The sequence below is a fragment of the Streptomyces sp. NPDC088246 genome (assembly GCF_044741025.1).
Classification (GTDB): domain Bacteria; phylum Actinomycetota; class Actinomycetes; order Streptomycetales; family Streptomycetaceae; genus Streptomyces.
In genome coordinates, this window is sequence record NZ_JBIURV010000013.1 from 41,538 (window position 1) to 66,294 (window position 24,757).

General features: G+C 69.2%; 20 protein-coding genes and 1 pseudogene. 14 read left to right on the forward strand and 7 right to left on the reverse strand.

Features of this window, described 5'->3' with window-relative positions:
- Positions 1–16: 16 nt before the first annotated feature.
- The gene (locus ACIPEK_RS19400; protein WP_401997426.1) at positions 17–862 is read right to left on the reverse strand and encodes a glutamate ABC transporter substrate-binding protein; all 846 of its coding nucleotides are present in this window, start codon (positions 860–862) and stop codon (positions 17–19) included.
- A 69-nt stretch (positions 863–931) separates the two neighbouring features.
- Entirely contained in the window at positions 932–1,717 is a 786-nt protein-coding gene (locus ACIPEK_RS19405; RefSeq protein ID WP_384760786.1) for an amino acid ABC transporter ATP-binding protein, read from the reverse strand.
- Positions 1,718–2,070: 353 nt separating this feature from the next.
- Between ACIPEK_RS19405 and ACIPEK_RS19410 the strand changes: the two genes are divergently transcribed.
- Together ACIPEK_RS19410 and ACIPEK_RS19415 are read left to right on the forward strand one after the other, a co-directional pair.
- Complete coding sequence (locus tag ACIPEK_RS19410; RefSeq protein WP_189279749.1) at positions 2,071–2,763, forward strand: response regulator transcription factor; 693 nt, start codon at positions 2,071–2,073, stop codon at positions 2,761–2,763.
- Positions 2,764–2,778: 15 nt separating this feature from the next.
- Positions 2,779–4,173, forward strand: coding sequence for a sensor histidine kinase (locus ACIPEK_RS19415; RefSeq protein WP_401997430.1), 1,395 nt, complete (start codon positions 2,779–2,781; stop codon positions 4,171–4,173).
- A gap of 57 nt (positions 4,174–4,230) precedes the next feature.
- Here ACIPEK_RS19415 and ACIPEK_RS19420 read toward each other — a convergent pair whose 3' ends face one another.
- Complete coding sequence (locus ACIPEK_RS19420) at positions 4,231–5,229, reverse strand: TAXI family TRAP transporter solute-binding subunit (protein WP_401997433.1); 999 nt, start codon at positions 5,227–5,229, stop codon at positions 4,231–4,233.
- Between the two features lie 181 nt (positions 5,230–5,410).
- Here ACIPEK_RS19420 and miaB point away from each other — a divergent pair, with 181 nt between their 5' ends.
- Entirely contained in the window at positions 5,411–6,904 is a 1,494-nt protein-coding gene (gene miaB, locus ACIPEK_RS19425) for a tRNA (N6-isopentenyl adenosine(37)-C2)-methylthiotransferase MiaB (RefSeq protein WP_401997803.1), read from the forward strand.
- Between the two features lie 68 nt (positions 6,905–6,972).
- Positions 6,973–7,686 carry a class III extradiol dioxygenase subunit B-like domain-containing protein gene (locus tag ACIPEK_RS19430; protein ID WP_401997436.1) on the forward strand — a complete coding sequence of 238 codons (714 nt, stop codon included), beginning with the start codon at positions 6,973–6,975 and terminating at the stop codon, positions 7,684–7,686.
- 95 nt (positions 7,687–7,781) lie between these two features.
- Here the strand turns inward: ACIPEK_RS19430 and ACIPEK_RS19435 are convergent, their stop codons facing one another.
- Positions 7,782–8,078 carry an antitoxin gene (locus ACIPEK_RS19435; RefSeq protein WP_401997439.1) on the reverse strand — a complete coding sequence of 99 codons (297 nt, stop codon included), beginning with the start codon at positions 8,076–8,078 and terminating at the stop codon, positions 7,782–7,784.
- Positions 8,079–8,374: 296 nt separating this feature from the next.
- Between ACIPEK_RS19435 and miaA the strand changes: the two genes are divergently transcribed.
- From miaA to hflX, 6 genes are all read left to right on the forward strand, one after another.
- On the forward strand, positions 8,375–9,313 hold the full coding sequence (gene miaA / locus ACIPEK_RS19440) for a tRNA (adenosine(37)-N6)-dimethylallyltransferase MiaA (RefSeq protein WP_401997441.1): 939 nt from the start codon (positions 8,375–8,377) through the stop codon (positions 9,311–9,313).
- A 107-nt stretch (positions 9,314–9,420) separates the two neighbouring features.
- On the forward strand, positions 9,421–9,858 hold the full coding sequence (locus ACIPEK_RS19445) for a hypothetical protein (RefSeq protein WP_401997806.1): 438 nt from the start codon (positions 9,421–9,423) through the stop codon (positions 9,856–9,858).
- 126 nt (positions 9,859–9,984) lie between these two features.
- Positions 9,985–10,857 carry a diaminopimelate epimerase gene (gene dapF / locus ACIPEK_RS19450; RefSeq protein WP_401997444.1) on the forward strand — a complete coding sequence of 291 codons (873 nt, stop codon included), beginning with the start codon at positions 9,985–9,987 and terminating at the stop codon, positions 10,855–10,857.
- A 140-nt stretch (positions 10,858–10,997) separates the two neighbouring features.
- Positions 10,998–13,142 (forward strand): RelA/SpoT family protein, encoded by a 2,145-nt coding sequence (locus ACIPEK_RS19455; RefSeq protein ID WP_401997447.1) that lies wholly within the window; start codon positions 10,998–11,000, stop codon positions 13,140–13,142.
- A gap of 96 nt (positions 13,143–13,238) precedes the next feature.
- Positions 13,239–14,693: a M1 family metallopeptidase gene (locus ACIPEK_RS19460; RefSeq protein ID WP_401997450.1), complete on the forward strand. Its 1,455-nt coding sequence runs from the start codon at positions 13,239–13,241 to the stop codon at positions 14,691–14,693.
- A 141-nt stretch (positions 14,694–14,834) separates the two neighbouring features.
- Positions 14,835–16,355, forward strand: a complete 1,521-nt coding sequence (hflX, locus tag ACIPEK_RS19465) for a GTPase HflX (RefSeq protein WP_401997453.1) — start codon at positions 14,835–14,837, stop codon at positions 16,353–16,355.
- Between the two features lie 76 nt (positions 16,356–16,431).
- Here hflX and ACIPEK_RS19470 read toward each other — a convergent pair.
- From ACIPEK_RS19470 to ACIPEK_RS19480, 3 genes and pseudogenes are all read right to left on the reverse strand, one after another.
- A pseudogene (locus ACIPEK_RS19470) lies at positions 16,432–16,611 on the reverse strand (hypothetical protein); the annotation flags it as partial.
- Entirely contained in the window at positions 16,605–16,835 is a 231-nt protein-coding gene (locus ACIPEK_RS19475; RefSeq protein WP_401997455.1) for a hypothetical protein, read from the reverse strand. The gene ACIPEK_RS19475 and the pseudogene ACIPEK_RS19470, both read right to left, overlap by 7 nt.
- Before the next feature lie 258 nt (positions 16,836–17,093).
- A complete protein-coding gene (locus ACIPEK_RS19480; protein ID WP_401997458.1) occupies positions 17,094–18,314 on the reverse strand; it encodes a trypsin-like serine peptidase in 1,221 nt (406 codons plus the stop codon).
- A gap of 327 nt (positions 18,315–18,641) precedes the next feature.
- Here ACIPEK_RS19480 and ACIPEK_RS19485 point away from each other — a divergent pair, with 327 nt between their 5' ends.
- The 4 genes from ACIPEK_RS19485 to ACIPEK_RS19500 are packed head-to-tail and all read left to right on the forward strand — an operon-like array spanning position 18,642 to position 24,756.
- A complete protein-coding gene (locus ACIPEK_RS19485; RefSeq protein WP_401997461.1) occupies positions 18,642–20,021 on the forward strand; it encodes a diaminobutyrate--2-oxoglutarate transaminase family protein in 1,380 nt (459 codons plus the stop codon).
- A 29-nt stretch (positions 20,022–20,050) separates the two neighbouring features.
- Positions 20,051–21,940, forward strand: coding sequence for an IucA/IucC family protein (locus tag ACIPEK_RS19490; protein ID WP_401997464.1), 1,890 nt, complete (start codon positions 20,051–20,053; stop codon positions 21,938–21,940).
- Between the two features lie 44 nt (positions 21,941–21,984).
- Positions 21,985–22,791: a GNAT family N-acetyltransferase gene (locus ACIPEK_RS19495; protein WP_401997467.1), complete on the forward strand. Its 807-nt coding sequence runs from the start codon at positions 21,985–21,987 to the stop codon at positions 22,789–22,791.
- A gap of 60 nt (positions 22,792–22,851) precedes the next feature.
- Entirely contained in the window at positions 22,852–24,756 is a 1,905-nt protein-coding gene (locus ACIPEK_RS19500; protein ID WP_401997470.1) for an IucA/IucC family protein, read from the forward strand.
- Position 24,757: the final 1 nt, after the last annotated feature.

The following is a 24,757-nucleotide window of genomic DNA, read 5'->3' on the forward strand; positions in this document are numbered from 1 at the left end:
CCCGGTCAGCCCTGCTTCACTTGACGATGTTGCCGATCTTCGGGGCGGGCTCGTTCTTGTAGTTCGCCGGGCCGAAGTTGTCCTTCACGGCCTTGTCCCAGGAACCGTCCGAGACCATCTTGGTGAGCGCGTCGTTGATCTTCTTCTTGAGGTCGGCGTCGCCCTTCTTCAGGCCGATGCCGTAGTTCTCGTTGGTCATCTTGAAGCCGGCCAGCTTGAACTTGCCCTGGAAGTTCTGCTGCGAGGCGTAGCCCGCCAGGATGCTGTCATCGGTGGTCAGCGCGTCGATGACCTTGTTCTCCAGGCCGGTCAGGCACTCCGAGTAGCCGCCGTACGTCTGGAGGTCGGCCTTCGGGGCCAGCTTGTCCTTGACGTTCTTCGCCGAGGTCGAGCCGGCGACCGAACACAGCTTCTTGTTGTTCAGGTCGGCCGGGGACTTGATCGAGTCGTCGTCGGCGCGGACCAGGATGTCCTGGTGGGCCAGCAGGTACGGACCCGCGAAGTCGACCTTCTGCAGGCGCTCGTCGTTGATCGAGTAGGAGGCGGCGATGAACTTCACGTCACCGCGCTCGATCGCCGTCTCGCGGTCGGCGCTCTTGGTCTCCTTGAAGACGATGTCCTTGGCGTCGTAGCCGAGTTCCTTGGCGACGTACGTGGCGACATCGACGTCGAAGCCGGTGTACTTGCCGTCGGGCGTCTTCAGGCCGATACCGGGCTGGTCGATCTTGATGCCGATCGTGATCTTCTTGCCGCCGCCCGAGCCGGCCGAGCCGCCGTCCTTGTTGTCGGAACCACAGGCGGTGGCGGTCAGGGCGAGGGCGAGCACGGCGGCCGAGGCGGCGGTGACCTTACGAAGCTGCATGGTGAATTTCCCTAGAGTTGACGCGATGTGAGTGATCAGCCGGTGCGGGAACCGGTGGTGAAGGCTCCATCAGTGGTGAAGGATCTTCGACAGGAAGTCCTTGGCCCGGTCACTGCGCGGGTTGCTGAAGAACTGGTCGGGCGTGGCTTCTTCGACGATCTTTCCGTCCGCCATGAAGACGACGCGGTTCGCCGCCGAGCGTGCGAAGCCCATCTCATGGGTGACGACGACCATCGTCATGCCGTCCCGGGCGAGCTGCTGCATGACCTCCAGCACCTCGTTGATCATCTCCGGGTCGAGCGCGGAGGTCGGCTCGTCGAAGAGGATCACCTTGGGGTCCATCGCCAACGCCCGTGCGATGGCCACGCGTTGCTGCTGACCGCCGGAGAGCTGGGCGGGGTACTTGTCGGCCTGCGTCGCCACGCCCACCCGGTCCAGCAGCGAACGGGCCTTGTCCTCCGCGGCCTTCTTGTCCGTCCTGCGGACCTTGATCTGGCCCAGCATCACGTTCTCGAGCACCGTCTTGTGCGCGAAGAGATTGAACGACTGGAAGACCATGCCGACGTCGGCGCGCAGCCTGGCCAGCTCCCTACCCTCCGCGGGCAGCGGCTTGCCGTCGATCGATATGGCGCCCGAGTCGATCGTCTCCAAGCGGTTGATCGTGCGGCACAGCGTGGACTTCCCGGACCCGGAGGGCCCGATGACGACCACGACTTCGCCACGGGCGATGGTCAGGTCGATGTCCTGGAGCACATGCAGCGCGCCGAAGTGCTTGTTGACGTTGCTCAGTACGACAAGGTCGTTCGCCGCGGGTGCGGCGTCCTCGGCGCCCTTGGTCACTGAAACTCCGCTCATCGGCTTCATGCTCCGTCCTCCTCGGTTGGGAAGGACCCTAGTGACGCAGTGCGACCAGCGTCATTACATCTGAGCGGAAATTGAGCATAACGATCCGGCGGCAACCGGACACTCCGCGTGAAGGGGACGGCGGGCGGGACTCCCGGGGCGTACCGGGTGGATAACAGATGGCTCGATGCAGTGGGCGGGCCCTTGACTGACGTACCGGTCATCGGAGTGGATGCCCTGGTACGCCATGACGTGAAACACCTCGGTACGGGGAAGTGACGAGAGGTGTACGAGAAACCGCACCGACACGCACCGGCGCCGCACCGACGGAAGACCGGCGCGCCACACCTTTGGAAAGGGGGGCCATGAGACTGCTGCTCGTCGAGGACGACAACCACGTCGCCGCCGCCCTCTCCGCGATCCTCGCCCGGCACGGCTTCCAGGTCGTGCACGCACGCAGCGGCGAGGAGGCACTGCAGGCGCTGCTGCCCGCGGACACGGAACCCTTCGGTGTCGTGCTCCTCGACCTCGGCCTGCCCGACCAGGACGGCTACGAGGTGTGCGGGAAGATCCGCAAGCGCACCTCCACCCCGGTGATCATGGTGACTGCGCGCGCCGATGTCCGGTCGCGGATCCACGGCCTCAACCTCGGAGCCGACGACTACGTGGTCAAGCCGTACGACACCGGCGAGCTCCTCGCCCGCATCCACGCCGTCAGCAGGCGGAAATCGGCCGGCGAGGACACCGTGCCCACACCCGTCGCCGCTCTGCGCCTCGGGCACGTCCACATCGAGCTGCCGACCCGTCGGGTCAGCGTCGACGGATCGGAAGTCCAGCTCACCCGCAAGGAGTTCGACCTGCTCGCGCTGCTCGCCCAGCGCCCCGGTGTGGTCTTCCGCCGGGAGCAGATCATCAGTGAGGTGTGGCGCACGAGCTGGGAGGGGACGGGGCGCACGCTCGAAGTGCACGTCGCGTCCCTGCGTTCCAAACTGCGGCTGCCGGCACTGATCGAGACGGTGCGCGGGGTCGGCTACCGCCTCGTCGCCCCGTCCGCGTAGAGGCGTACGTCCCAGGTGCGCACCCGGCTGCTTCCGCTGCTCATCATTCTCATGGCGAGCGTGCTGCTCGCCCTCGGCTTTCCCCTGGCCGTCAGCGTGGCCGGCGCCCAGCAGCAGCGCGTCGTCATCGACCGCATCGACGACACGGCACGCTTCGCCGCGCTCGCCCAGTTCATTGCCGAGCGGACCCCCGGTTACGACGAGCGGCGCCGCACCCTGCGGAGCGAACTCGACACCTACGCATCGGTGTACGGCATCCGCGCCGGTGTCTTCTACCGCGACGACAGTGCCATGGCGAAGGCCCCGGCCACCTGGCAGCTCCCGATCGAGGGGGAGGGGAGAGAGGCCTTCAAGGAAGCGCTCCTGGGGCGTCGCAGCCATGATCCGCCGCAGGTCTGGCCCTGGCAGCGGGGCAGGGTCGTCGTCGCCTCACCCGTCGTACGGGACGGCGATGTCGTCGCCGTCGTGGTCATCGACTCGCCCACCTCCGAAATGCGCGCACGCACGCTGCGCGGCTGGTTGCTCATCGCGGCCGGCGAAGTCGTCGCGATGCTGGTGGCGGTCGGCGCCGCGATCCGGCTCACCGGCTGGGTCCTGCTGCCCGTACGGACCCTGGACGCGGCCACCCACGACATCGCCAGCGGCCGGATGAGATCCCGGGTCGCGGCCTCCGGAGGGCCGCCGGAACTGAGGCGCCTGGCCCGCTCGTTCAACGAGATGGCCGACAACGTCGAGGACGTGCTGGAGCAGCAGCGTGCCTTCGTCGCCGATGCCTCGCACCAGCTGCGCAACCCCCTTGCCGCGCTGCTGCTGCGGATCGAGCTCCTCGCGCTCGAACTCCCCGAGGGCAACGAGGAGATCGCCTCCGTGCGCACGGAGGGCAAGCGCCTCGGGCAGGTTCTCGACGATCTGCTCGACCTGGCGCTGGCCGAACACGCCGATGCCGATCTGCGGCTCACCGACATAGGCGCACTCACCGCGGAACGCGTCGCTTCCTGGCGTCCGGTCGCCGAGGAGAAGGGAGTACGGCTCAGGGCGAACGGCTCATTTGCCGTGACCGCCTGGGCGGACCCCATCGCCCTGTCGAGCGCCCTCGACGCCGTCATCGACAACGCCCTGAAATTCACCCCTGCCGACGAAGAGGTCCTCGTCACGGTTGCCTCCGGTCGCGATGACGTCACGGTCGTCGTCGCCGACCGTGGACCGGGCCTCACCGCACAGGAGATGGAACGCGTCGGCGACCGCTTCTGGCGCAGCGCCCAGCATCAGAACGTGAAGGGTTCCGGCCTCGGGCTCTCCATCGCCCAGGCTCTCCTGGTGGCGGGCGGCGGGGCCATCGGCTACGCCGCCCATGAGCCGCACGGGCTGCGGGTGACGGTGTCGGTGCCACGCCAGGGCCCGCAGGGCTGAGCGCGGACGGGCGAGGGGCCGGCTCGGGGGTCGTGCCCGACGGAGCGGTGCCGGGGATCAGGGCTTGACCGAGCGGTAGTAGCGCTGGGCCCCTTCGTGCAGTGGCAGCGGATCGGTGTAGATCGCCGTACGCAGATCCACCAACTGGGCCGCGTGCACCTCGCGCCCGATCCGGTCCCGACTGTCGATCACGGTCCGGGTGAACGCCTCCGTCATCGCCGGATCCGTACGGTCCGTGGTCACCAGCACATTGGCGACCGCCACCGTCGGTACCGCCTGCCCCTGCTGAGCGTTGCGGTAGGCGTCGGCGGGCATCACAGCCGACCGGTAGTAGCGGGCGGACCCGCCCACCGCCTGGAGCTCCTTGATCAGCGCGGCCTCCAGCGGCACCAGCCGGATCGCGAACCGGTCCGACAGCTCCTGGACGGCGGAGGTGGGCAGTCCGCCGGACCAGAAGAAGGCGTCGAGCAGGCCGTTCTCCAGCTTCTCAGGCATGGTGTCGATACCGTCGGGAAGCGGCGTCACATCGTTCGAGGGATCGAGGCCGGCGGCTGTCATCACCCGGTCGGCGACCAGCCGTACCCCGGAACCCGGCTGCCCCACCCCGACGCGCTTGCCGATCAGGTCCGAGACCTTCCGCACCTTGGAGTCACGCGGTACGACCAGCTGGATGTAGTCGTCGTACAGCCGCACACAGCCCCGCAACCGGTCGGCGCCCGGCTTGCCGCTGCGCAGATAGGTGGCCAGGGCATCGGCGGTGGCGATGGTGAAGTCGGCCTTTCCCGTCGCCACCCGCGCGATGTTCTGCTGCGAGCCCTCACTGGTCTGCAGCCGTATCGACACCTGGGGCAGATCCGTGGCCAGGTCCCCCTTGAGCCGCTCGCCGTAGCGCTGGTAGACCCCGCTGCGCACGCCGGTGCTGAAGGTCAGCGTGCCGCTCGGCGCCGGTTCCCCGAGCGGGAGCAGCCACCACAGCAGCAGCCCGAGCACGACGACGAGGGCGGCGCACGCCTGAAGGGTGCGTCGCCGGCCGATACGGGACAGTGCCAGGAGCATGGCGGCGATCCTGCCAGCCCGCCGGGGCGATGACCAGGGCCGGGCCCCGGCGGCACGGAGCCTCGGTCCCCGCACCCGGACGCAGGGGCCGTGAGCCCGGCCGGAGAGGTATTCATCATTGCGGCCCGACCGGAGCCCTTACCCTGGACGGGTGAGCGGCAACGACGTGGCTGGTGGAGTAGTGGACGGTTTGAAGACGTACGAGGTGCGCACCTACGGGTGCCAGATGAACGTCCATGACTCCGAGCGGCTGTCGGGGCTGCTGGAGGACGCGGGTTACGTACGTGCCGCCCAGGGCTCCGACGGCGACGCCGACGTGGTCGTCTTCAACACCTGCGCGGTGCGGGAGAACGCCGACAACAAGCTCTACGGCAATCTCGGCCGGCTCGCCCCGATGAAGACCAAGCGACCCGGCATGCAGATCGCCGTCGGCGGCTGCCTGGCGCAGAAGGACCGCGACACCATCGTCGAGCGGGCCCCCTGGGTGGATGTGGTTTTCGGTACGCACAACATCGGCAAGCTGCCGGTCCTGCTGGAGCGCGCCCGTATCCGGGACGAGGCGCAGATCGAGATCGCCGAATCCCTGGAGGCGTTCCCCTCCACGCTCCCCACCCGCCGCGAGTCCGCCTACGCGGCGTGGGTCTCCATCTCCGTCGGCTGCAACAACACCTGCACCTTCTGCATCGTCCCGGCGCTGCGCGGCAAGGAGAAGGACCGCCGCACCGGCGACATCCTCGCCGAGATCGAGGCACTGGTCGCCGAGGGCGTTTCGGAGATCACCCTGCTCGGCCAGAACGTGAACGCGTACGGCTCCGACATCGGCGATCGCGAGGCCTTCTCCAAGCTGCTGCGCGCCTGCGGGAAGATCGAGGGCCTGGAGCGGGTCCGTTTCACCTCGCCGCATCCCCGTGACTTCACGGACGACGTGATCGCGGCGATGGCCGAGACGCCCAATGTGATGCCCCAGCTGCACATGCCGATGCAGTCGGGCTCGGACACGATCCTCAAGGCGATGCGGCGCTCGTACCGGCAGGAGCGCTTCCTCGGCATCATCGAGAAGGTGCGCGCCGCGATGCCGGACGCGGCTATCTCCACCGACATCATCGTGGGCTTCCCCGGCGAGACCGAGGAGGACTTCGAGCAGACCATGCACGCGGTCCGCGAGGCGCGCTTCGCCAACGCCTTCACCTTCCAGTACTCCAAGCGCCCCGGAACCCCGGCCGCCGAGATGGAGGGGCAGATCCCCAAGGAGGTCGTCCAGGAGCGGTACATGCGCCTGTCCGCCCTCCAGGAGGAGATCTCCTGGGAGGAGAACAAGAAGCAGGTCGGCCGAACGCTGGAGATCATGGTTGCGGAGGGCGAGGGGCGCAAGGACGGCGCCACCCACCGCCTCTCCGGCCGCGCCCCCGACAACCGCCTGGTCCACTTCACCAAGCCGGACGAGGAGGTGCGTCCGGGCGATGTGGTGACCGTCGAAATCACCTACGCGGCCCCGCACCACCTCCTCGCCGAGGGCGTTCCGGTGGGCGTACGGCGGACCCGGGCCGGGGACGCCTGGGAGAAGCGCACCGCCACCGAGGCCGCCAAGCCTGCCGGAGTGATGCTCGGGCTGCCCGGTATCGGCGCCCCGGCGCCGCTGCCCGCAACCGCGGCCCCCGGCTGCGGCTGCGACTGACACCGGCAGGACGCGGACGGCGACGGTGGCCGACGGGCGCATCGCACCCAAGCAGTACGCTGCCCACCATGCTTGTCGCCGCCGCTGTCTGCCCCTGCCCGCCCCTGCTGGTACCCGAGGTCGCCGCCGGTGCCGCGCCCGAGCTCGACGCCCTGCGGGACGCTTGCGCCGATGCTCTCGGTGTGCTCGCTGCCGCCCGGCCCGATCTGCTGATCGTGATCGGGCCCGCGGACCACGCGGGGCGTGGCCCGTATCCCGAGGGGGCTCCCGGCACCTTCAAGGGCTTCGGCGTCGACCTCGGTGTGCGGCTGGGGCGCGAAAAGGGGCCGGTGACGGACCGCCCGCTTCCGCCGTCCCTCGCCGTCGGTGCCTGGCTGCTCGCCCGCGCGCGATGGGCCGAGGCGCCGGTCGAAGGGCTCGGCGTGGGGGAGCCGCTCGAAACCGTTCGCTGCACGAGCACCGGACGGGACCTGGCCGCCAGGGCGGACCGGGTGGCCCTGCTGGTGATGGGCGACGGCAGTGCCTGCCGCACGCTCAAGGCCCCAGGCTATCTGGACGACCGTGCCGCGGCGTTCGACGCGGCGGCCGCCCATGCGCTGGGCGCGGCGGACCCCGACGCGCTGATCGCGCTGGACGAGTCGCTGGCGTACGAACTGAAAGCGGCGGGCCGGGCGCCCTGGCAGGTGCTCGCGGGCGCTGCCGAGGGGGCGGGCCTGGGCGGCCGGCTGCTGTACGAGGACGCCCCGTACGGCGTGGGCTACCTGGTCGCCACCTGGTCCTGAGCCCCCGTCCGTATACCCCTGCCCGAGCAGATACAGCCGACGGCCGTGCAGCGTCGTCGCTCCACGGCCGTCCGTCGGGCTTGATCAGTTGATGTTCAGGAAGCGGGCGGCGTGCCCGGCGGCGTACCGCCCGGCGTACCCGGCGGCGTACCACCCTCGTCGTGCTTGGTACCACCCTCGTCGTGCTTGTGGGACAGGCGCTCGACCGCTTCCTTGGCCTTCTTCGTGCCGGACTCGATCTTGTCGCTGTACTTGCCCTTGGTCTTTTGGTCGACCGTCCGTGCCGCCTTGTCGAGGCCTTGGTCGATCTTGTGCCCGTGCTGATGCGCGAGATCGCCGACCTTGTCCTTGGCGGGGCTCAGCTTGGCCCTCAAATTGTCCAGGAAGCCCATCGGGCACCTTCCCTGCTGGGGGACTAGGGTCGGGCGTCCTCTCCGACCTCGCTGCCGACGACCTCATCAGGCAGCCCTGAGAGTGAACGGCAAACCGTGAAAAAACGCCCGTATTCACTTACGAATTCTACTGGTCCGGGCGAAGAACCGCGCAGCTCGGAGCGTCACGCCCCGCCACTCGCCTGCCCCTGGGCCAGGGGCGGGGGCTTGTGGCCGGAACGGCAGAGGGCTCCCGTTTCGGAGCGGGGCACCCCACTCGTTCCGGAAGAGCGCCGGAGGTTTGCGAGACTGGGGCGGTGAGAAGTTCAGCTCCCGCACCGCGGGTCATCACCGTCGTCGGTCCCACTGCAGCCGGAAAGTCCGATCTGGGGGTATTCCTTGCTCAGCAGCTCGACGGCGAAGTGGTCAATGCCGACTCCATGCAGCTCTACCGGGGGATGGATATCGGCACTGCGAAGCTGACGCTCTCCGAACGCGGAAACGTTCCGCACCACCTGCTGGACGTCTGGGACGTCACCGAGACTGCCAGCGTCGCCGAGTACCAGCGGCTGGCCCGCGCCGAGATCGACCGGCTGCTCGCCGCGGGCCGTACCCCCGTCCTGGTCGGCGGCTCAGGGCTGTATGTGAAGGGCGCCATCGACGCCATGGAGTTCCCCGGCACGGACCCCGGCGTACGGGCCAGGCTGGAGGAGGAACTGGTCGAGCGCGGCTCCGCGGCACTGCACGCCCGGCTCGCGGCCGCCGATCCCGAAGCGGGTCGGGCCATCCTGCCGAGCAACGGCCGCCGAATCGTCAGGGCCCTCGAAGTCATCGAGATCACCGGCCAGCCCTTCACCGCCAATCTCCCCGGTAACGATGCGGTGTACGACACCGTCCAGATCGGCGTCGACGTGGCCCGCCCCGAACTCGACGAACGCATCGCGCTGAGGGTCGACCGGATGTGGACGGCCGGACTCGTGGACGAGGTGCGCGCCCTGGAGGCGCACGGTCTGCGCGAAGGACGGACCTCGTCCAGGGCGCTCGGCTACCAGCAGGTGCTTGCCGCACTGGCCCAGGAGTGCACCGAGGACGAGGCGCGTGCCGAGACGGTACGCGCCACCAAGCGATTCGCGCGCCGTCAGGACTCATGGTTTCGCCGCGACCCGCGGGTCCACTGGCTGAATGGCGCCGCGGAGCACCGCGGGGAACTCCCGCACCAGGCGCTGGCGTTGGTCGAACGAGCGGTTACAGCCTGATCACGTGATGGCATCGGGAAGCCCTGCCCGTCATTTCGGTGACCGGGAGCGTGCCATCATCGAGCATCGATCGACCAGTGGAGTCCGAGTTGGGAGGGCGCGTGGCGATGGAGGCCGGCCCTCGCGACACAGAACAAGACGCACCGGACACGCTGCACGAGGCAGGACGCTTGAGCCCCGACGGGCCCGATGAGCTCGAGGTGACCCCCGAGGTCGAGGTCGAGCTGCGGCCCGCGCGGCGTCTGCGCATCTGGCAGCTCGCGCCGATCGTCATGCTCGCCGCCGTGGGATCGCTGATGTTCGCGTTCCCGCTGGCCTTCGAGTTCGGCGACGGCGGCGCGGTCGTCGCCATGCTGGGCCTGCTGATCAGCTGCTGCGCCGCGGGCTGGGGCATGATGGCCGCCCGCCGCGTGGGTTACACCTGGCCCGGGCTGCCGCAGCGGGGTTCGGGCGAGCGAGCCGACTGGCGCGTGATCGCGTTGTACGTCGCCGTGTGCGCCGCACTGGTCGCACTCGCCGTCTGGCGCGTGGCACGGCTCCGCTGACGGACGGAGCGGCTGCAGCGGTGCGGCGCGGTGACCCTGCTCCGGCACGATGCCCGGTCGCTGTCCGGTGCACCCCTGCGCGGCCCGGTTTCGTCCGCTGTCGGTGCCGCCTCGTACAGTTGCCCTGTGAGCACCTCGCAGATCGCCTTCCTCAAGGGCCACGGCACCGAGAACGACTTCGTGATCGTTCCCGACCCGGACAACGCCGTCGACCTGCCCGCCTCCGTCGTCGCCCGGATCTGCGACCGCCGGGCCGGTATCGGTGGTGACGGGGTGCTGCACGCCGTACGGTCCGCCGCGCACCCGGAGGCGCGGGCCATGGCGGGCGAGGCCGAGTGGTTCATGGACTATCGCAACGCCGACGGTTCGATCGCCGAGATGTGCGGCAACGGCGTACGGGTCTTCGCCCGCTATCTGCAGCATGCCGGACACGTCGAGGAGGGCGACCTCGCCGTCGCGACCCGGGGTGGCGTGAAGAAGGTGCACATCGCCAAGGGCGGCGACGTCACGGTCTCCATGGGGCGTGCGCTCCTTCCCGAGGACGGCGTCACGGTCAGCCTGGCGGGCCGCAGCTGGGACGCCCGCAATGTGAACATGGGCAATCCGCACGCGGTCGCCTTCGTCGACGATCTGGCGCACGCCGGCGATCTGCTCTCCGTACCGCCGTTCAGCCCCGCGGCCGTCTACCCCGACGGCGTCAACATCGAATTCGTCGTGGACCGCGGACCGCGCCATGTCGCCATGCGGGTCCATGAGCGCGGTTCGGGCGAGACCCGCTCCTGCGGCACGGGCGCCTGCGCCGTCGCCGTCGCTGCGGCCCGCAGGGACGGCGCCGACCCCACGGAGACCGGCACCCCGGTCACGTACACGGTGGATCTGCCCGGCGGCACCCTCGTGATCACCGAGCGGCCGGACGGCGAGATCGAGATGACCGGAGCCGCCGTGATCGTCGCCGAGGGCTTGATCGACTCCGCCTGGCTCGAAACGGCGATCGGCTAGAGCTTCGCTCGAATGGGTGATCCGTTTCACGCTGAGCGAGAGCCGGACTCCGCCACGTGGTGGGGTCGGTAGCATCAAGCACCGGCCCGGAGGCGCGTCCGCACCTCCCCACCGCCGGTCGACGTCGCCGGAGGTGCCCCATGAGTGCAGAGGCCACCAACCCAGGTGCTCCCATCCGCAGGCGGAGCCGTCCCCGGATCGATCTCCGCAGGCTCGGCCGCGTCGCGCTGCTCGGCCCCGTCTCCCGAGACCGGCTGCCCGATGCGATCGGCCATGTCGCCGAGGCCCACCGCGCGCACCACCCGGATGCCGACCTCTCCATCCTGCACAGGGCCTACGTACTCGCGGAGTCCTCGCATCGCGGACAGATGCGCAAGAGCGGCGAGCCGTACATCACGCACCCGCTCGCCGTCACGCTGATCCTCGCCGAGCTCGGCGCCGAGACCACGACACTCACGGCTTCACTGCTCCACGACACCGTCGAGGACACCGAAGTGACCCTCGATCAGGTGCGGGAACAATTCGGCAAAGAGGTCTGCTACCTCGTCGACGGCGTCACCAAACTCGAAAAGGTCGACTACGGAGCGGCGGCCGAACCCGAGACCTTCCGCAAGATGCTGGTCGCCACCGGGGACGACGTCCGGGTGATGTCGATCAAGCTCGCCGACCGGCTGCACAACATGCGAACCCTGGGCGTGATGCGTCCCGAGAAACAGGCCAGGATCGCCAAGGTCACCCGCGACGTGCTGATCCCGCTGGCCGAGCGGCTCGGCGTACAGGCCCTCAAGACCGAGCTGGAGGACCTCGTCTTCGCGATCCTCCGCCCCGAGGAGTACGAACACACCCGCGCACTGATCGCCGCCGCGTCGGCGCAACCGGACGTCTCCGGCGCCGCGGCCACCCAGAACCCGCTCGCCGCCATCGCCGAGAACGTCGCAGCGGTGCTGCGGGAGGCCGGCATCCCCGCAGAAGTCCTCATCAGGCCGCGCCACTACGTCTCCGTACACCGCGTCAGGATCAAACGCGGCGAACTGCGCGGCACCGACTTCGGCCGGCTGCTGGTTCTCGTCGGCGAGGACGCCGACTGCTATGCCGTGCTCGGTGAACTGCACACCTGTTTCGCCCCGGTGATCTCCGAGTTCAAGGACTTCATCGCCGCCCCCAAATTCAACCTGTACCAGTCACTGCACACCGCGGTAGTCGGCCCCGACGGGGCGGTCGCCGAAGTCCTCATCCGTACGCACCGGATGCACAGGGTTGCCGAGGCGGGAGTCATCGCCCTCGGTAATCCGTACGCCGCGGACAGCGGCTCCGCGCCGCAGTCCGCCGAACCCGCGGACGGAGAGCGCGCCGACCCGACCCGGCCCGGCTGGCTCTCCAGGCTCCTGGAATGGCAGCAGTCCGCCCCGGACCCCGACACCTTCTGGACCACGCTCCGCGCCGACCTCGCCCAGGACCGGGAGATCACGGTCTTCCGCACCGACGGCGGCACGCTCGGACTGCCCGCCGGAGCCAGCTGCGTCGACGCCGCCTACGCGCAGTACGGGGACGAGGCGCACAGCTGCATCGGCGCCCGGGTCAACGGCCGGCTGGCCACCCTCGGCACCGTACTGAGCGACGGCGACACCGTGCAGTTGCTGCTCGCCGAGGACGCAGCCTCCGGACCCTCGCCCGACTGGCTCGACCACGCCCGAACCCCAGCCGCCCGAATCGCCATCACCGGCTGGCTGGACGCCCACCCCGAGGATGCCCAGGGCCCGCACAGCAGCAGGCCCGCGGAGCCCAGGCCCGAACCACAGCCCCAGGGAAACACCGACCCCGGGCACGCCGGGCCCGCGAGCGCTGTGGTGGACCGGCCGGATGCCACCGTACGACTCGCGGGCTGCTGCACCCCCGTACCACCCGACGTCGTCACCGGATTCGTCGTGCGCGGCGGCGCCGTCACCGTGCACCGGCTGGAGTGCCCCGCGGTGGCCCGGATGCAGTCCGTCGGCCGGGCGCCGGTCTCGGTGAGCTGGGGCGACGCGGCCGGGTGCCGGGTCACCCTGGTTGCCGAGTCCTTCGGACGGCCCCGGCTGCTCGCCGATCTCACCGAGGCGATCGCGACGGCGGACGCGGCGATCATCTCCGCCACCGTCGAACCGCCCAGCGAACAGCGCGTCCGGCACACCTACACATTGCAGCTCCCCGATGCCGCCGGACTGCCGGCGCTGATGCGCGCGATGCGTGACGTACCCGGGGTGTACGACGTGAGCCGCGCCCAGCACCCCGCCGCCACCGTCTGACCCCGCCGCGCAGCGCCATCTGCCACAGCGATCTCGTTCGAGTGGCGTGGCGCGTGCCGCGCCTGCCCGGGTGGGAGTCGCTGGTAGCGGTAGTCCATGCCGATCATCTCCCGCCGTCTGCGGGCCGCTCTGCTGGCCACCGCATCGGCCGCCCTCGTTGCAGCCGCCCTCCCCTCACCCGTGCCGCTCGGAATCGGTGATCCACTCTTCCCGCGCCTCGGCAATCCCGGGTACGACGTCCTCTCGTACGACATCGGACTGACCTACCACGGCAGCAACAGCAAGCCGCTGGACGCCGTTACCACGATCGAAGCGCGGACCACCGAGCCGCTGGACCGGATCAACCTCGACTTCGCCCAGGGCACTGTCCGTACGGTCGAAATCAACGGTCTGCGCGCCGACTTCGCCATGGCGGACGAGGACCTGGTCATCCAGCCCCCCGGCCGGCTCCCGGCCGGAGCGCCGCTGCACATCACCGTCCGGCACACCAGCGACCCGAACGGCGGCCAGGAAAGCGGCGGCTGGCTGCGCACCGCCGACGGTCTGGCCATGGCCAATCAGGCCGACGCCGCGCACCGGGTCTTCCCGAGCAACGACCACCCCGCCGACAAGGCGTACTTCACTTTCCGGATCACCGCACCCAAGGACCTCACGGTGGTCGCCAACGGCCTGCCCGCTGGCACGGCCCGCAACGGTGCCGAGACCACCTGGACCTACCGGACCGAACACCCCATGGCCACCGAACTGGCCCAGGTCACCATCGGCCGTTCCACCGTCCTGAAACGGACCGGGCCGCACGGACTGCCGGTGCGCGACGTGGTGCCGAGCGCCGACCGCAAGCTGCTGGAACCCTGGCTCAGCAAGACACCCGGTCAGCTGGAATGGATGGAACAGCAGGTCGGCCCCTACCCCTTCGAGACATACGGACTGCTGGTCGCCGCCACCGATACCGGCTTCGAGCTGGAGACCCAGACACTCTCGCTCTTCGAACGGTCCCTGTTCACCCAGACCGCCTACCCCAAGTGGTATGTCGAATCGATCATGGTGCACGAGCTCGCCCACCAATGGTTCGGTGACAGCGTCTCCCCACAGGCATGGTCCGATCTGTGGCTCAACGAGGGACATGCCAGCTGGTACGAGGCCCGCTACGCCGAGGAGCACGCCGACAAGCCACTGGAAAGCCGGATGCACGACGCCTACATCAGGTCCGACGGCTGGCGCGCCGCGGGCGGCCCCCCGGCCCGCCCCGCGGTTCCGGCGCCCGGCCAGAAGCTCAGCCTGTTCCGGCCGGTCGTGTACGACGGCAGCGCACTGATCCTCTACGCGCTGCACCAGGAGATCGGCGAGAACGCATTCGACCGGCTGGAGCGGAGCTGGGTGAAGAAGCACCGGGACTCCAACGCCGCCACCGCGGACTTCGTCCGGCTGGCGTCACAGACTGCGGGCCGCGACCTGACCTCGTTCTTCGACGGCTGGCTGTACGGCGAGAAGACCCCGCCGATGCCGGGGCACCCCAACTGGCACAGTGCCAAGCCCGACGGACAGCGATAAACCCGGGTGACGGGCCCGGCGGACCATGCCACTATCGACGAGTCGCCGCGGCGGCCGGACCCGATTCCCGACAGCGGGAATCATCGGGAGAGGTCACGCGTTGTGACTGATGTAACGGACTTCCATCGACGTAAGGATCCAATGACCTCCTCTTCTTCCCTTCCCCAGGACGCGCAGGACGCGCAGAGCGCTACGGAGAATGTCACCGAGAGCCTCACCGAGAGCCTTCGGGCCGACGCCCTGATGGAAGAGGACGTCGCCTGGAGCCACGAGATCGACGAAGAGCGGGACGGCGAGCAGTTCGACCGCTCCGAGCGCGCCGCACTGCGGCGTGTGGCAGGACTCTCGACCGAGCTCGAGGACGTCACCGAGGTCGAGTACCGACAGCTGCGCCTGGAGCGTGTGGTGCTGGTCGGTGTCTGGACCTCGGGGACCGTGCAGGACGCGGAGAATTCCCTCGCGGAGCTGGCCGCACTTGCGGAGACGGCAGGCGCCATGGTGCTCGACGCCGTCTTCCAGCGCCGCGACAAGCCCGACCCTGCCACCTACATCGGCTCGGGCAAGGCGCTGGAGCTGCGCGACATCGTCCTCGAATCAGGGGCCGACACCGTCGTCTGCGACGGTGAGCTCAGCCCCGGCCAGCTGATCCATCTGGAAGACGTCGTCAAGGTCAAGGTGGTCGACCGGACCGCTCTGATCCTCGACATCTTCGCCCAGCACGCAAAGTCCCGAGAGGGCAAGGCGCAGGTCTCGCTGGCGCAGATGCAGTACATGCTGCCGCGGCTTCGCGGCTGGGGTCAGTCGCTCTCCCGTCAGATGGGCGGCGGCGGTTCCAGCGGCGGTGGCGGCATGGCAACCCGTGGTCCCGGTGAGACCAAGATCGAGACGGACCGACGTCGGATTCGCGAGAAGATGGCGAAGATGCGCCGGGAAATCGCGGAAATGAAGACCGGCCGCGAGATCAAGCGCCAGGAGCGCAAGCGCAACAAGGTGCCGTCGGTCGCCATCGCCGGCTACACCAACGCGGGCAAGTCCTCGTTGCTCAACCGGCTGACCGGTGCGGGCGTCCTGGTGGAGAACGCACTGTTCGCCACCCTGGACCCGACCGTGCGCCGGGCCGAGACGCCGAGCGGCCGGATCTACACCCTGGCCGACACCGTCGGGTTCGTACGGCATCTGCCGCACCACCTCGTCGAGGCGTTCCGCTCCACCATGGAGGAGGTCGGTGAATCCGATCTGATCCTGCATGTGGTGGACGGCTCCCACCCGGTGCCGGAGGAACAGCTCGCCGCGGTGCGCGAGGTGATCCGCGAAGTGGGCGCGGTGGACGTGCCCGAGGTCGTGGTGATCAACAAGGCGGATGCGGCCGATCCACTGGTGCTGCAGAGGCTGCTGCGAATCGAGAAGCATGCGATCGCCGTCTCGGCGCGTACCGGCGCCGGTATCGCCGAGCTGCTCGCACTCATCGACATCGAACTGCCTCGGCCCTCGGTCGAGGTCGAGGCGCTCGTCCCGTACACCCAGGGCGGACTTGTCTCCAGGGTGCACGCCGAGGGCGAGGTGATCTCCGAGGAACACACGTCGGAGGGCACCCTGCTCAAGGCGCGGGTCCATGAGGAACTGGCAGCCGTCCTCTCCTCGTTCGTCCCCGTGGCGCACTGACCGCAGCGCGGCACGGCTCAGAACGGACCGAAGGCCCGCTTCCTCGGGAGCGGGCCTTCGGGCGTACGGGCGGCTGCTACCGGATGCCGAACTTCTCACTCATCGCGGTGAAGACGTCCTGTGCTCCCTTGCCCAGGTGGGGGCCGGCGAGCCAGCCCGAAGTCACCGGGCCGATGGAGGTGTCGGAGACCAGCGCGAGCTTGCCGTCACTGCCTTCGCTGAACCACCCGCCGCCGGAAGAGCCGCCGGTCATGGTGCCCAGTTCTTCCACTCGCCGTTCTTCCACTTCTCCAGGTCGACGCCATGCTTCTTCAACGTCTCGGCCAGACCTTCGGACAGGGAGCCGGAGTCCTTGCCACCCGAGGAGTCCGCGGCGGGTTTGTCGGCTGCGTTGTCCTCGCTCGGACCACAGGCCGTGGCCGTCAGCGCGAGCACGCGACGAGGCCCGGTCGCGGCGAGTAGCGGACGTATGGATCGCATGGAAAAGATCCCCCCGAAATCTCCGAAATTGCCATGAACTCGTCATGCAAAATGGTGGCCGGACCAACGGCCACCGACGATGCAGACCCACCCTGTGACGGTGCGGACCGTGCTCTCTGCCGCAGAGACACAACCCGCATGGGGTGCGGGCCATCGGGGCCGTAGCGCGACAGCAAAGGCCCCGGCGGGCAACAGCCGCACCGGGGTCTCTGATGTGCCGTCACCGTCACCCGAGCCTGGCCGGGTGACGGTCCGTCGTCACTGCCCTGCGTACTTCTTGCTGACCGACTCGTAGACGCCCTTGGCTTCCTTGCCGAAGCGCGGTCCGGCCAGCCAGCCGGCCGTCACCGGGCCGATGGAGGTGTTCGAGACGAGGGCGGCCTTGCCGTCCTGACCCGCCGCGACCCAGCCACCACCGGACGCACCGCCCGTCATGGTGCAGCCGATGCGGTACATCGTGGGGTCCTGCGCGGTCAGCGAGAGCCGACCCGGCTTGTCCGCGCACTGGAAGGCCTTCTGGCCGTCGTAGGGCGGAGCGGCCGGGAAGCCGGTGGCGGTCATGCTGTCGATGTTCGGCACGGCCGGGGCGTTGAACTCGACAGGCAGCGCGGAGCCGACCGTTTCCTCCAGGGACTTACCCGTCGAGCCCTTCTCCGGCGTGACATGCAGCACCGCGAAGTCGTACGGGGCGCCCAGCCCGCCGATCGAGGAACCCTGCGAGATCCACTGGTCGGACGTCTGTGCCCACTGGCCCCACCACACGCCGTAGGGCGCGATCTCCTGCTTGGTCGCCTTCTGCAGCTCGGCCGTCGACAGACCGCTGTTGTTGTACGACGGCACGAAGGCGATGTTGCGGTACCAGCCGCCCTTCTTGCCCGCGTGCACACAGTGCCCCGCGGTCCACACCAGGTTGGACTTTCCGGGGTGCGCCGGGTCCTTCACCACGGTCGCGGAGCAGACCATGGAGCCCTCGGGGCTGTCGAAGAGCAGCTTCCCGGACTGCGCGGCATTGGCGTGGTACGGCGTCCGGACGCCGGCGGCCTGGACCGGCGCGGGCGTCGGGTCCGTCACACCCACGTCACCCGAGATGTCATTGTCGACCGGCTTCTCCGGCGATTTGTCGGCATCCCGCATCCGGTCCGGGTCCCAGAGGCCCTCGATGATCGGGTTGACGAAGTCCTTGGCCTCGCGCAGCCACTTGTCCCTGTCCCAGTTCTTCCACTCGCCGTTCTTCCACTGGTCGAGGTCGATCCCGTGTTCCTTGAGCCGGTCCTTCAGATCGTCCGGAATGGTGATCTTGCCGTCCGAGGACTGGCCGGCGGAACTGCTCGGCTTGTCACTGGCGTTGTCCTCGCTCGGACCGCAGGCGGTGGCGGTGAGCGCAAGGACCGCTGTGGCCGCGGCCACGGCGAGCACCGAGGAACGCGTGCGACGTGCGCTCCCCTGACGTGCGGTGAGAGCTGGTCGAATGAGTCGCATGTGGTGATCCCCCTGGGACTTCGTAACTCAACACTTCTGTACTGCACTTCGGTGCTGCTCCGAGCCACCGGATCCGAACGTCCTGCGGACTCCCGGATATCTGCCCGAGCCCTCCGTGCGCCCCCACTATGCCGGTGCCGATGGGGACGGTACGCAGCAGGGCCATGGTTCCGCCCCGCAGGGATCTTCAGATCCACCCGTGATCCCCTGCGCCTGGCGTCGTTGGTACGTACGAGGGACTCGAGGACAGCGTTCATCCTCGCAGTCCGTCCGTGCGCCGACGTACTGACGTGCAACGCAACTGTTACAGCGGGAGGACCAACAGCCGTGGCCGTGACCGAACCAGCCCCGGTGGCAGCACCGGCGGTGCACGAGGGGATCCTGCGCCGCCAGTCGCTGCGTGAATCCGCCGCCCGTACCTATGCGCGTTCACTGCCGATCGTGCCGGTACGCGCCCGTGGGATGACCATCGAAGGCGCGGACGGGCGGCGATACCTCGACTGCCTCTCCGGAGCCGGCACCCTGGCGCTCGGGCACAATCATCCGGTGGTTCTGGAGGCGATCAGGAAGGTGATCGACTCGGGCGCACCGCTGCATGTGCTCGACCTCGCCACCCCCGTAAAGGACGCCTTCACCACGGAGCTGTTCGCCACCCTGCCGCGGCAGTTCGCCGACAACGCCCGGATCCAGTTCTGCGGACCTGCCGGTACGGACGCCGTCGAGGCAGCGTTCAAACTGGTCCGTGCCGCGACCGGCCGCAGCGGACTCCTCGCCTTCACCGGCGCCTACCACGGGATGACGGCAGGAGCCCTTGCCGCCTCGGGCGGTGCCGAGGACGTACGGGTGACGCGTCTGCCCTTCCCGCAGAACTACCGTTGCCCCTTCGGTATCGGCGGTGAGCGCGGCGCGGAGATCGCCGCCCGGTGGACCGAGAATCTCCTGGACGACCCCAAGGGAGGCGTGCCCGCGCCGGCCGGGATGATCCTCGAACCGGTGCAGGGGGAGGGCGGTGTGAACCCCGCCCCCGACAGCTGGATGCGCCGGATGCGCGAGATCACCGAGACCCGGTCCGTCCCCCTGATCGCCGACGAGGTCCAGACGGGCGTCGGCCGCACCGGTGCCTTCTGGGCGGTTGAGCACAGCGGGATCGTGCCCGATGTGATGGTGCTCTCCAAGGCCATTGGCGGCTCCCTCCCGCTCGCAGTGATCGTCTACCGCTCCGAACTCGACACCTGGCAGCCGGGCGCCCACGCCGGCACCTTCCGGGGCAACCAGCTCGCGATGGCGGCGGGCACGGCCACCCTTGCCTTCGTGCGGGAGCACCGCCTCGCCGAGCGCGCCGCGACACTCGGCGCCCGGATGGTCGCACGCCTCCAGGCACTGGCCACGGACCACTCATCCATCGGAGACGTCCGCGGACGAGGCCTGATGATCGGGGTGGAACTCGTCGACCCCGAGGCCGCTGCGCGGGGCGGCAGCCCTGAGCCACCGCCCGCCCCGGTCCTCGCCGCAGCCGTCCAGCAGGAGTGCCTGCGCCGAGGGCTCATCGTCGAACTCGGAGGACGCCACTCCACCGTCGTACGCCTCCTCCCGCCCCTCACCCTCACCGACGAACAGGCAACAGCGGTCGTGGACCGCCTCGCCGACGCCCTGGCGGCCGCCGAGCGCCTGCCGCACCGCCGGACCACGACCGGGTCGATCCGCTGATCCCGGACACCATCACAAGAAGGACCGCCGTGAACCCCACCACCGCACCCCAGGCCGACGGCCCTCCCCCCACCCAGCAGCGAGGACAGGCCGGGCTCACCGGCAACCTCGTCGTCGACCAGACCACCGTGCCCCGTCAGATGGCGGCACTGCACGACGAGCGGTACGCCCCGACGGCCACGTTCACCTGTGCGGCACCGGCCGACCTCCTCGACCATCCGGACCCGCTGAGGGCCGCCGACACGGCGGGTGTCGAGAATCTGATCCGATGCTGGGTGCGGGAGAGCGACCTGCCAGGGCCGGACGGGGAAACGCTCCGAATCCCGCTCCCCGCCAGCGGAACCGCTCTGCTCGTCCCCGTCCTCTACTGGTCCGCCACGGGCTGGCACCGCTTCGGCATGCCCACCCTGGAGGGGGCACCCGAAGAAGCACCGCCCACCGACGCCGTCACGGTCGCCGCTCTCCTGGGCCGCGAGGCCGACCGTCACGAAGGCGCCGACATGGTGGCCCGGGTCGCCGATTCCGTACAGCGGACGGCCGGCTTCATCGCCGAGCGGCGCCGCACACCCGGCGCCCCGGCCGAAGCGGACCTCTTCCTCACCGCCGAGCAGTCACTTCTCCTCGGACATCCGCTCCACCCCACCCCCAAGAGCCGCGAAGGCCTCTCGGACTCCGAATCCCGCCTCTACTCACCCGAGTTGCACGGCTCCTTCCCGCTGCACTGGATGGCTGTCGACCGGTCCGTGCTGGCCACCGACTCCGCCTGGACCGACGGAGGCCGGCCTGTATCGGCCACGGAACTGATCACCTCCCATGCCGAAGGACTGCAACTCCCCGACAACACCACGCCGATTCCGCTCCACCCGTGGCAGGCACGCGAACTCGGACACCGGCCCGCAGCCGCCGCCCTGTTCGACGCCGGACTTCTGCATGACCTCGGACCGCACGGGAAGCACTGGTACCCCACCTCATCCGTCCGCACCGTGCATCGGCCCGGTGCCGAGCTCATGCTCAAGCTCTCCCTCGGCGTTCGCATCACCAACTCCCGTCGAGAGAATCTCCGCAAGGAACTCCACCGGGGAGTGGAGGTCCACCGGCTGCTCCGCAGCGGACTCGCCGCGCAGTGGCACGCCGTCCACCCGGGCTTCGACATCGTCCGCGACCCCGCCTGGCTCGCTGTCGACGGCCCGGACGGCGGGCCTGTCGCAGGCCTCGACGTGATGCTGCGCCACAACCCGTTCGGTCCGTACGACGACGCGGTCTGCATCGCCGCGCTCACCGCCCCGCGCCCCTGGCCGGGCCGTACGGGCATGCACTCACGGCTCGCCGAGATCGTGATCTCCCTGGCCGCTGCCACCGGAAGAGCCGTAGGTGCCGTCGCCACCGAGTGGTTCCTGCGCTACCTCGACCGTGTCGTACGCCCCGTGCTCTGGCTCGACGCCCACGCAGGCGTGGCCCTCGAAGCCCACCAGCAGAACACTCTGGTGCTGCTCGATCCCCACGGCTGGCCCGTCGGCGGCCGGTACCGCGACAATCAGGGCTACTACTTCCGTGAGTCCCACCGCGCGGCACTGGAGCACCGGCTCCCCGACATCGGATCGGTCAGCGACACCTTCGTCTCCGATGCGGTCACCGACGAGCGCTTTGCCTACTACCTCGGCATCAACAATGTGTTCGGCCTGATCGGAGCCTTCGGTGCCCAGCACCTCGCCGGCGAACACGTGCTCATCGCCGCGTTCCGTCGATTCCTCGGCTCGGCCACCGCACTGGGCTCCCCGCTGCCCGCACATCTGCTGGAAAACTCCCACCTGCGGTGCAAGGCCAACCTGCTGACCCGGCTGCACGGCCTCGATGAACTCGTCGGGCCTGTCGACACCCAGTCCGTCTACGTCACCATTGCCAACCCCCTATGTGCCTGAGGGAACATGACCACCGCCTGAACCGCCGAGAGGAGAGCGACACCGTGGCTCCCGCCGATGCGCACACCGACGCCGGTACCGGCCCTGCCCCACAGGCCGACACAGGTGCCGAGGACACCCTGGACCTGCCGCTCCCCGAAGAACTCCTTGCCCTGTTCGGCGAGGACCCACCCGCCACCGCGACATGCCCCCAGCCGCCGAACGCGTCCGCGTCATCCGAACCGGACGACGCGGGCCCGGCCACAGGCACGCAGGCAACCATGAGCAGGCCGGCCGCCTCGGATCTGCTCGACCACCCTGCCGACTGGGGGCCGGTCACCACCCCGGCCGGAGTGTTCCAGCTCGTCCCCGTGCGAGTGGGACGCGATCTCGCCGTGATCAGCCGCTGGATGAACGACCCCGCAGTCGCCGCATTCTGGGAACTCGCCGGATCCGAATCCGTCACAGCCGACCATCTGCGTCCTCAACTCGATGGTGACGGACGCAGTGTCCCGTGCCTCGGCGTGCTGGCAGGCGTTCCCATGAGCTACTGGGAGATCTACCGCGCGGATCTCGATCCGCTGGCGCGCCACTACCCCGCTCGGCCGCACGACACCGGAATCCACCTCCTCATCGGCGGTGTGAACAACCGTGGACGCGGGGTCGGTACCGCCCTGCTCCGGGCCGTCTCCGACCTCGTACTCGACAACCGTCCCCTGTGCGCACGTGTTGTGGCAGAGCCCGACCTGCGTAACACCCCTTCCGTTTCCGCTTTCCTCAGCGCAGGCTTCCGCTTCTCCGCAGAAGTCGAACTCCCCGACAAACGAGCCGCCCTGATGGTCCGCGACCGAACCCACCGTGCCCTGCTGTGAACGGTCTGCTGCTTTGCATACACCGCTCGAACCCCATCGGTTTCATCCCGAGGAGTCCCCGTGCCGAAATATCCTGCGAGCCATGATTCAGCGGAGTCTGCCGACCTGCTCAGCCCGCCAGAACTGAACCGGACGGTCTGGGACGGAGCCGCTGCCCGACTGCTCGCGAAGATGCTCGGGCAATTCGCCTACGAGGAAGTCATCGCGCCGGTCCGGCAGGACGACGGGGGCGATACGTACACCCTCGGGCTCGATGACGGTGGAACCCTGAGCTTCAGCGCCCGGCGGGGCGTGTACGGCAGTTGGCGCGTCGCCCCCGATTCGGTTCTGGAGACGCGCGGGAGCGCCCGGGAGTCGCCGGCGGACTCGATGCGGGACAGCGGCCGGGGCGCGCCTGCCGAGCCACTGCGGGACCAGAACAACGACACCGTCCCCTTCCGCGACCCGCTGCAGTTCCTCGCCCGCGCCCGCCACATCCTCGGAATCGACGGCGCCACCCTCGGCCACCTCATCCGCGAGATCACCACCACCCTCGCCGCCGACGCCCGGCTCGACCACACCGCGCTCTCCGCCGACCGGCTGGCCGATCTCGACTACGCCGAGCTGGAAGGTCACCAGACAGGACATCCCTGGCTCGTCGCCAACAAGGGACGCCTCGGCTTCTGCGCCACCGACGCCTCCCGCTACACACCGGAGGCCCGCACGCCGGTCAGGCTGCCGTGGATCGCTGTCTCCACCCGGATCGCCGCCTACCGCGGAGTGACCGGCCTGGCCACACCCGAGCAGCTGTACGTGCAGGAACTCGACCCGTCGGTCCGTGACTCCTTCGCCGCCGTGCTCCGCGCCCGCGGCCTCGATCCCGGCAGCTATCTGTGTCTTCCCGTGCACCCCTGGCAGTGGGACGAATGGATCGTTCCGGTCTTCGCCCCGGCCATTGCCGCAGGCGATATCGTTCCGCTCCACTCCGACGCCGATCTCCGGCTGCCTCAGCAGTCCATCCGCACGTTCACCAACGTGGCCCGCCCCGACCGGCACACCGTCAAACTTCCCCTGTCGATCCTCAACACGCTGGTCTGGCGAGGACTGCCGACCGAACGCACCCTCGCGGCCCCCGCCGTCACCACCTGGGTCCAGGGCCTGCGCGACCGGGACGCCTTTCTGCGCGACACCTGCCAGGTCATCCTGCTCGGCGAGGTGGCCTCCGTGACCGTCGAGCATCCGCTCTACGACCACCTCCCGGAAACCCCATACCAGTTCAAGGAAATCCTCGGCGCGATCTGGCGAGAACCCCTCCAGCCCCGGCTCGCGCCGGGCGAACGGGCCCGGACCCTCGCCTCGCTGCTCCACACCGATCCACGGGGCCGCGCCTTCACGGCCGAGCTCGTCGCCCGCTCGGGGCTCACGCCCATCACCTGGCTGACCCGGCTCTTCTCCGCGCTGCTCCCGCCGCTGCTGCACTTCCTCTACCGCTACGGCACCGTGTTCTCCCCGCACGGCGAGAACGCCATCGTCGTCTTCGACAACCAGGACGTACCGGTGCGCCTGGCGATCAAGGACTTCGTGGACGATGTGAACATCAGCGCCCAGCCGCTGCCGGAGCATGAGTCGATGCCACAGGACGTACGCCGCATCCTGCTCACCGAGGAGCCCTCCTTCCTCACCCAGTTCATCCACTCCGGACTGTTCATCGGTGTCTTTCGCTTCCTGTCCCCACTGTGCGAGGAACAGCTGGAAGTTGCGGAGGCCGATTTCTGGTCACTCGTGCGGGCCGAGATTCTGCGGTACCACGCCCGCTTCCCCGAGCTCAAAGAGCGATTTGAGATGTTCGACATGCTGACGCCCCGCATCGAACGTCTCTGTCTGAACCGCAACCGCCTGCACGTGGACGGTTACCGGGACCGCCCCCGGCGTCCGCACGCCGCCATTCACGGGACCGTGCCCAACCCGCTCCACCCCTCCGTCTGAG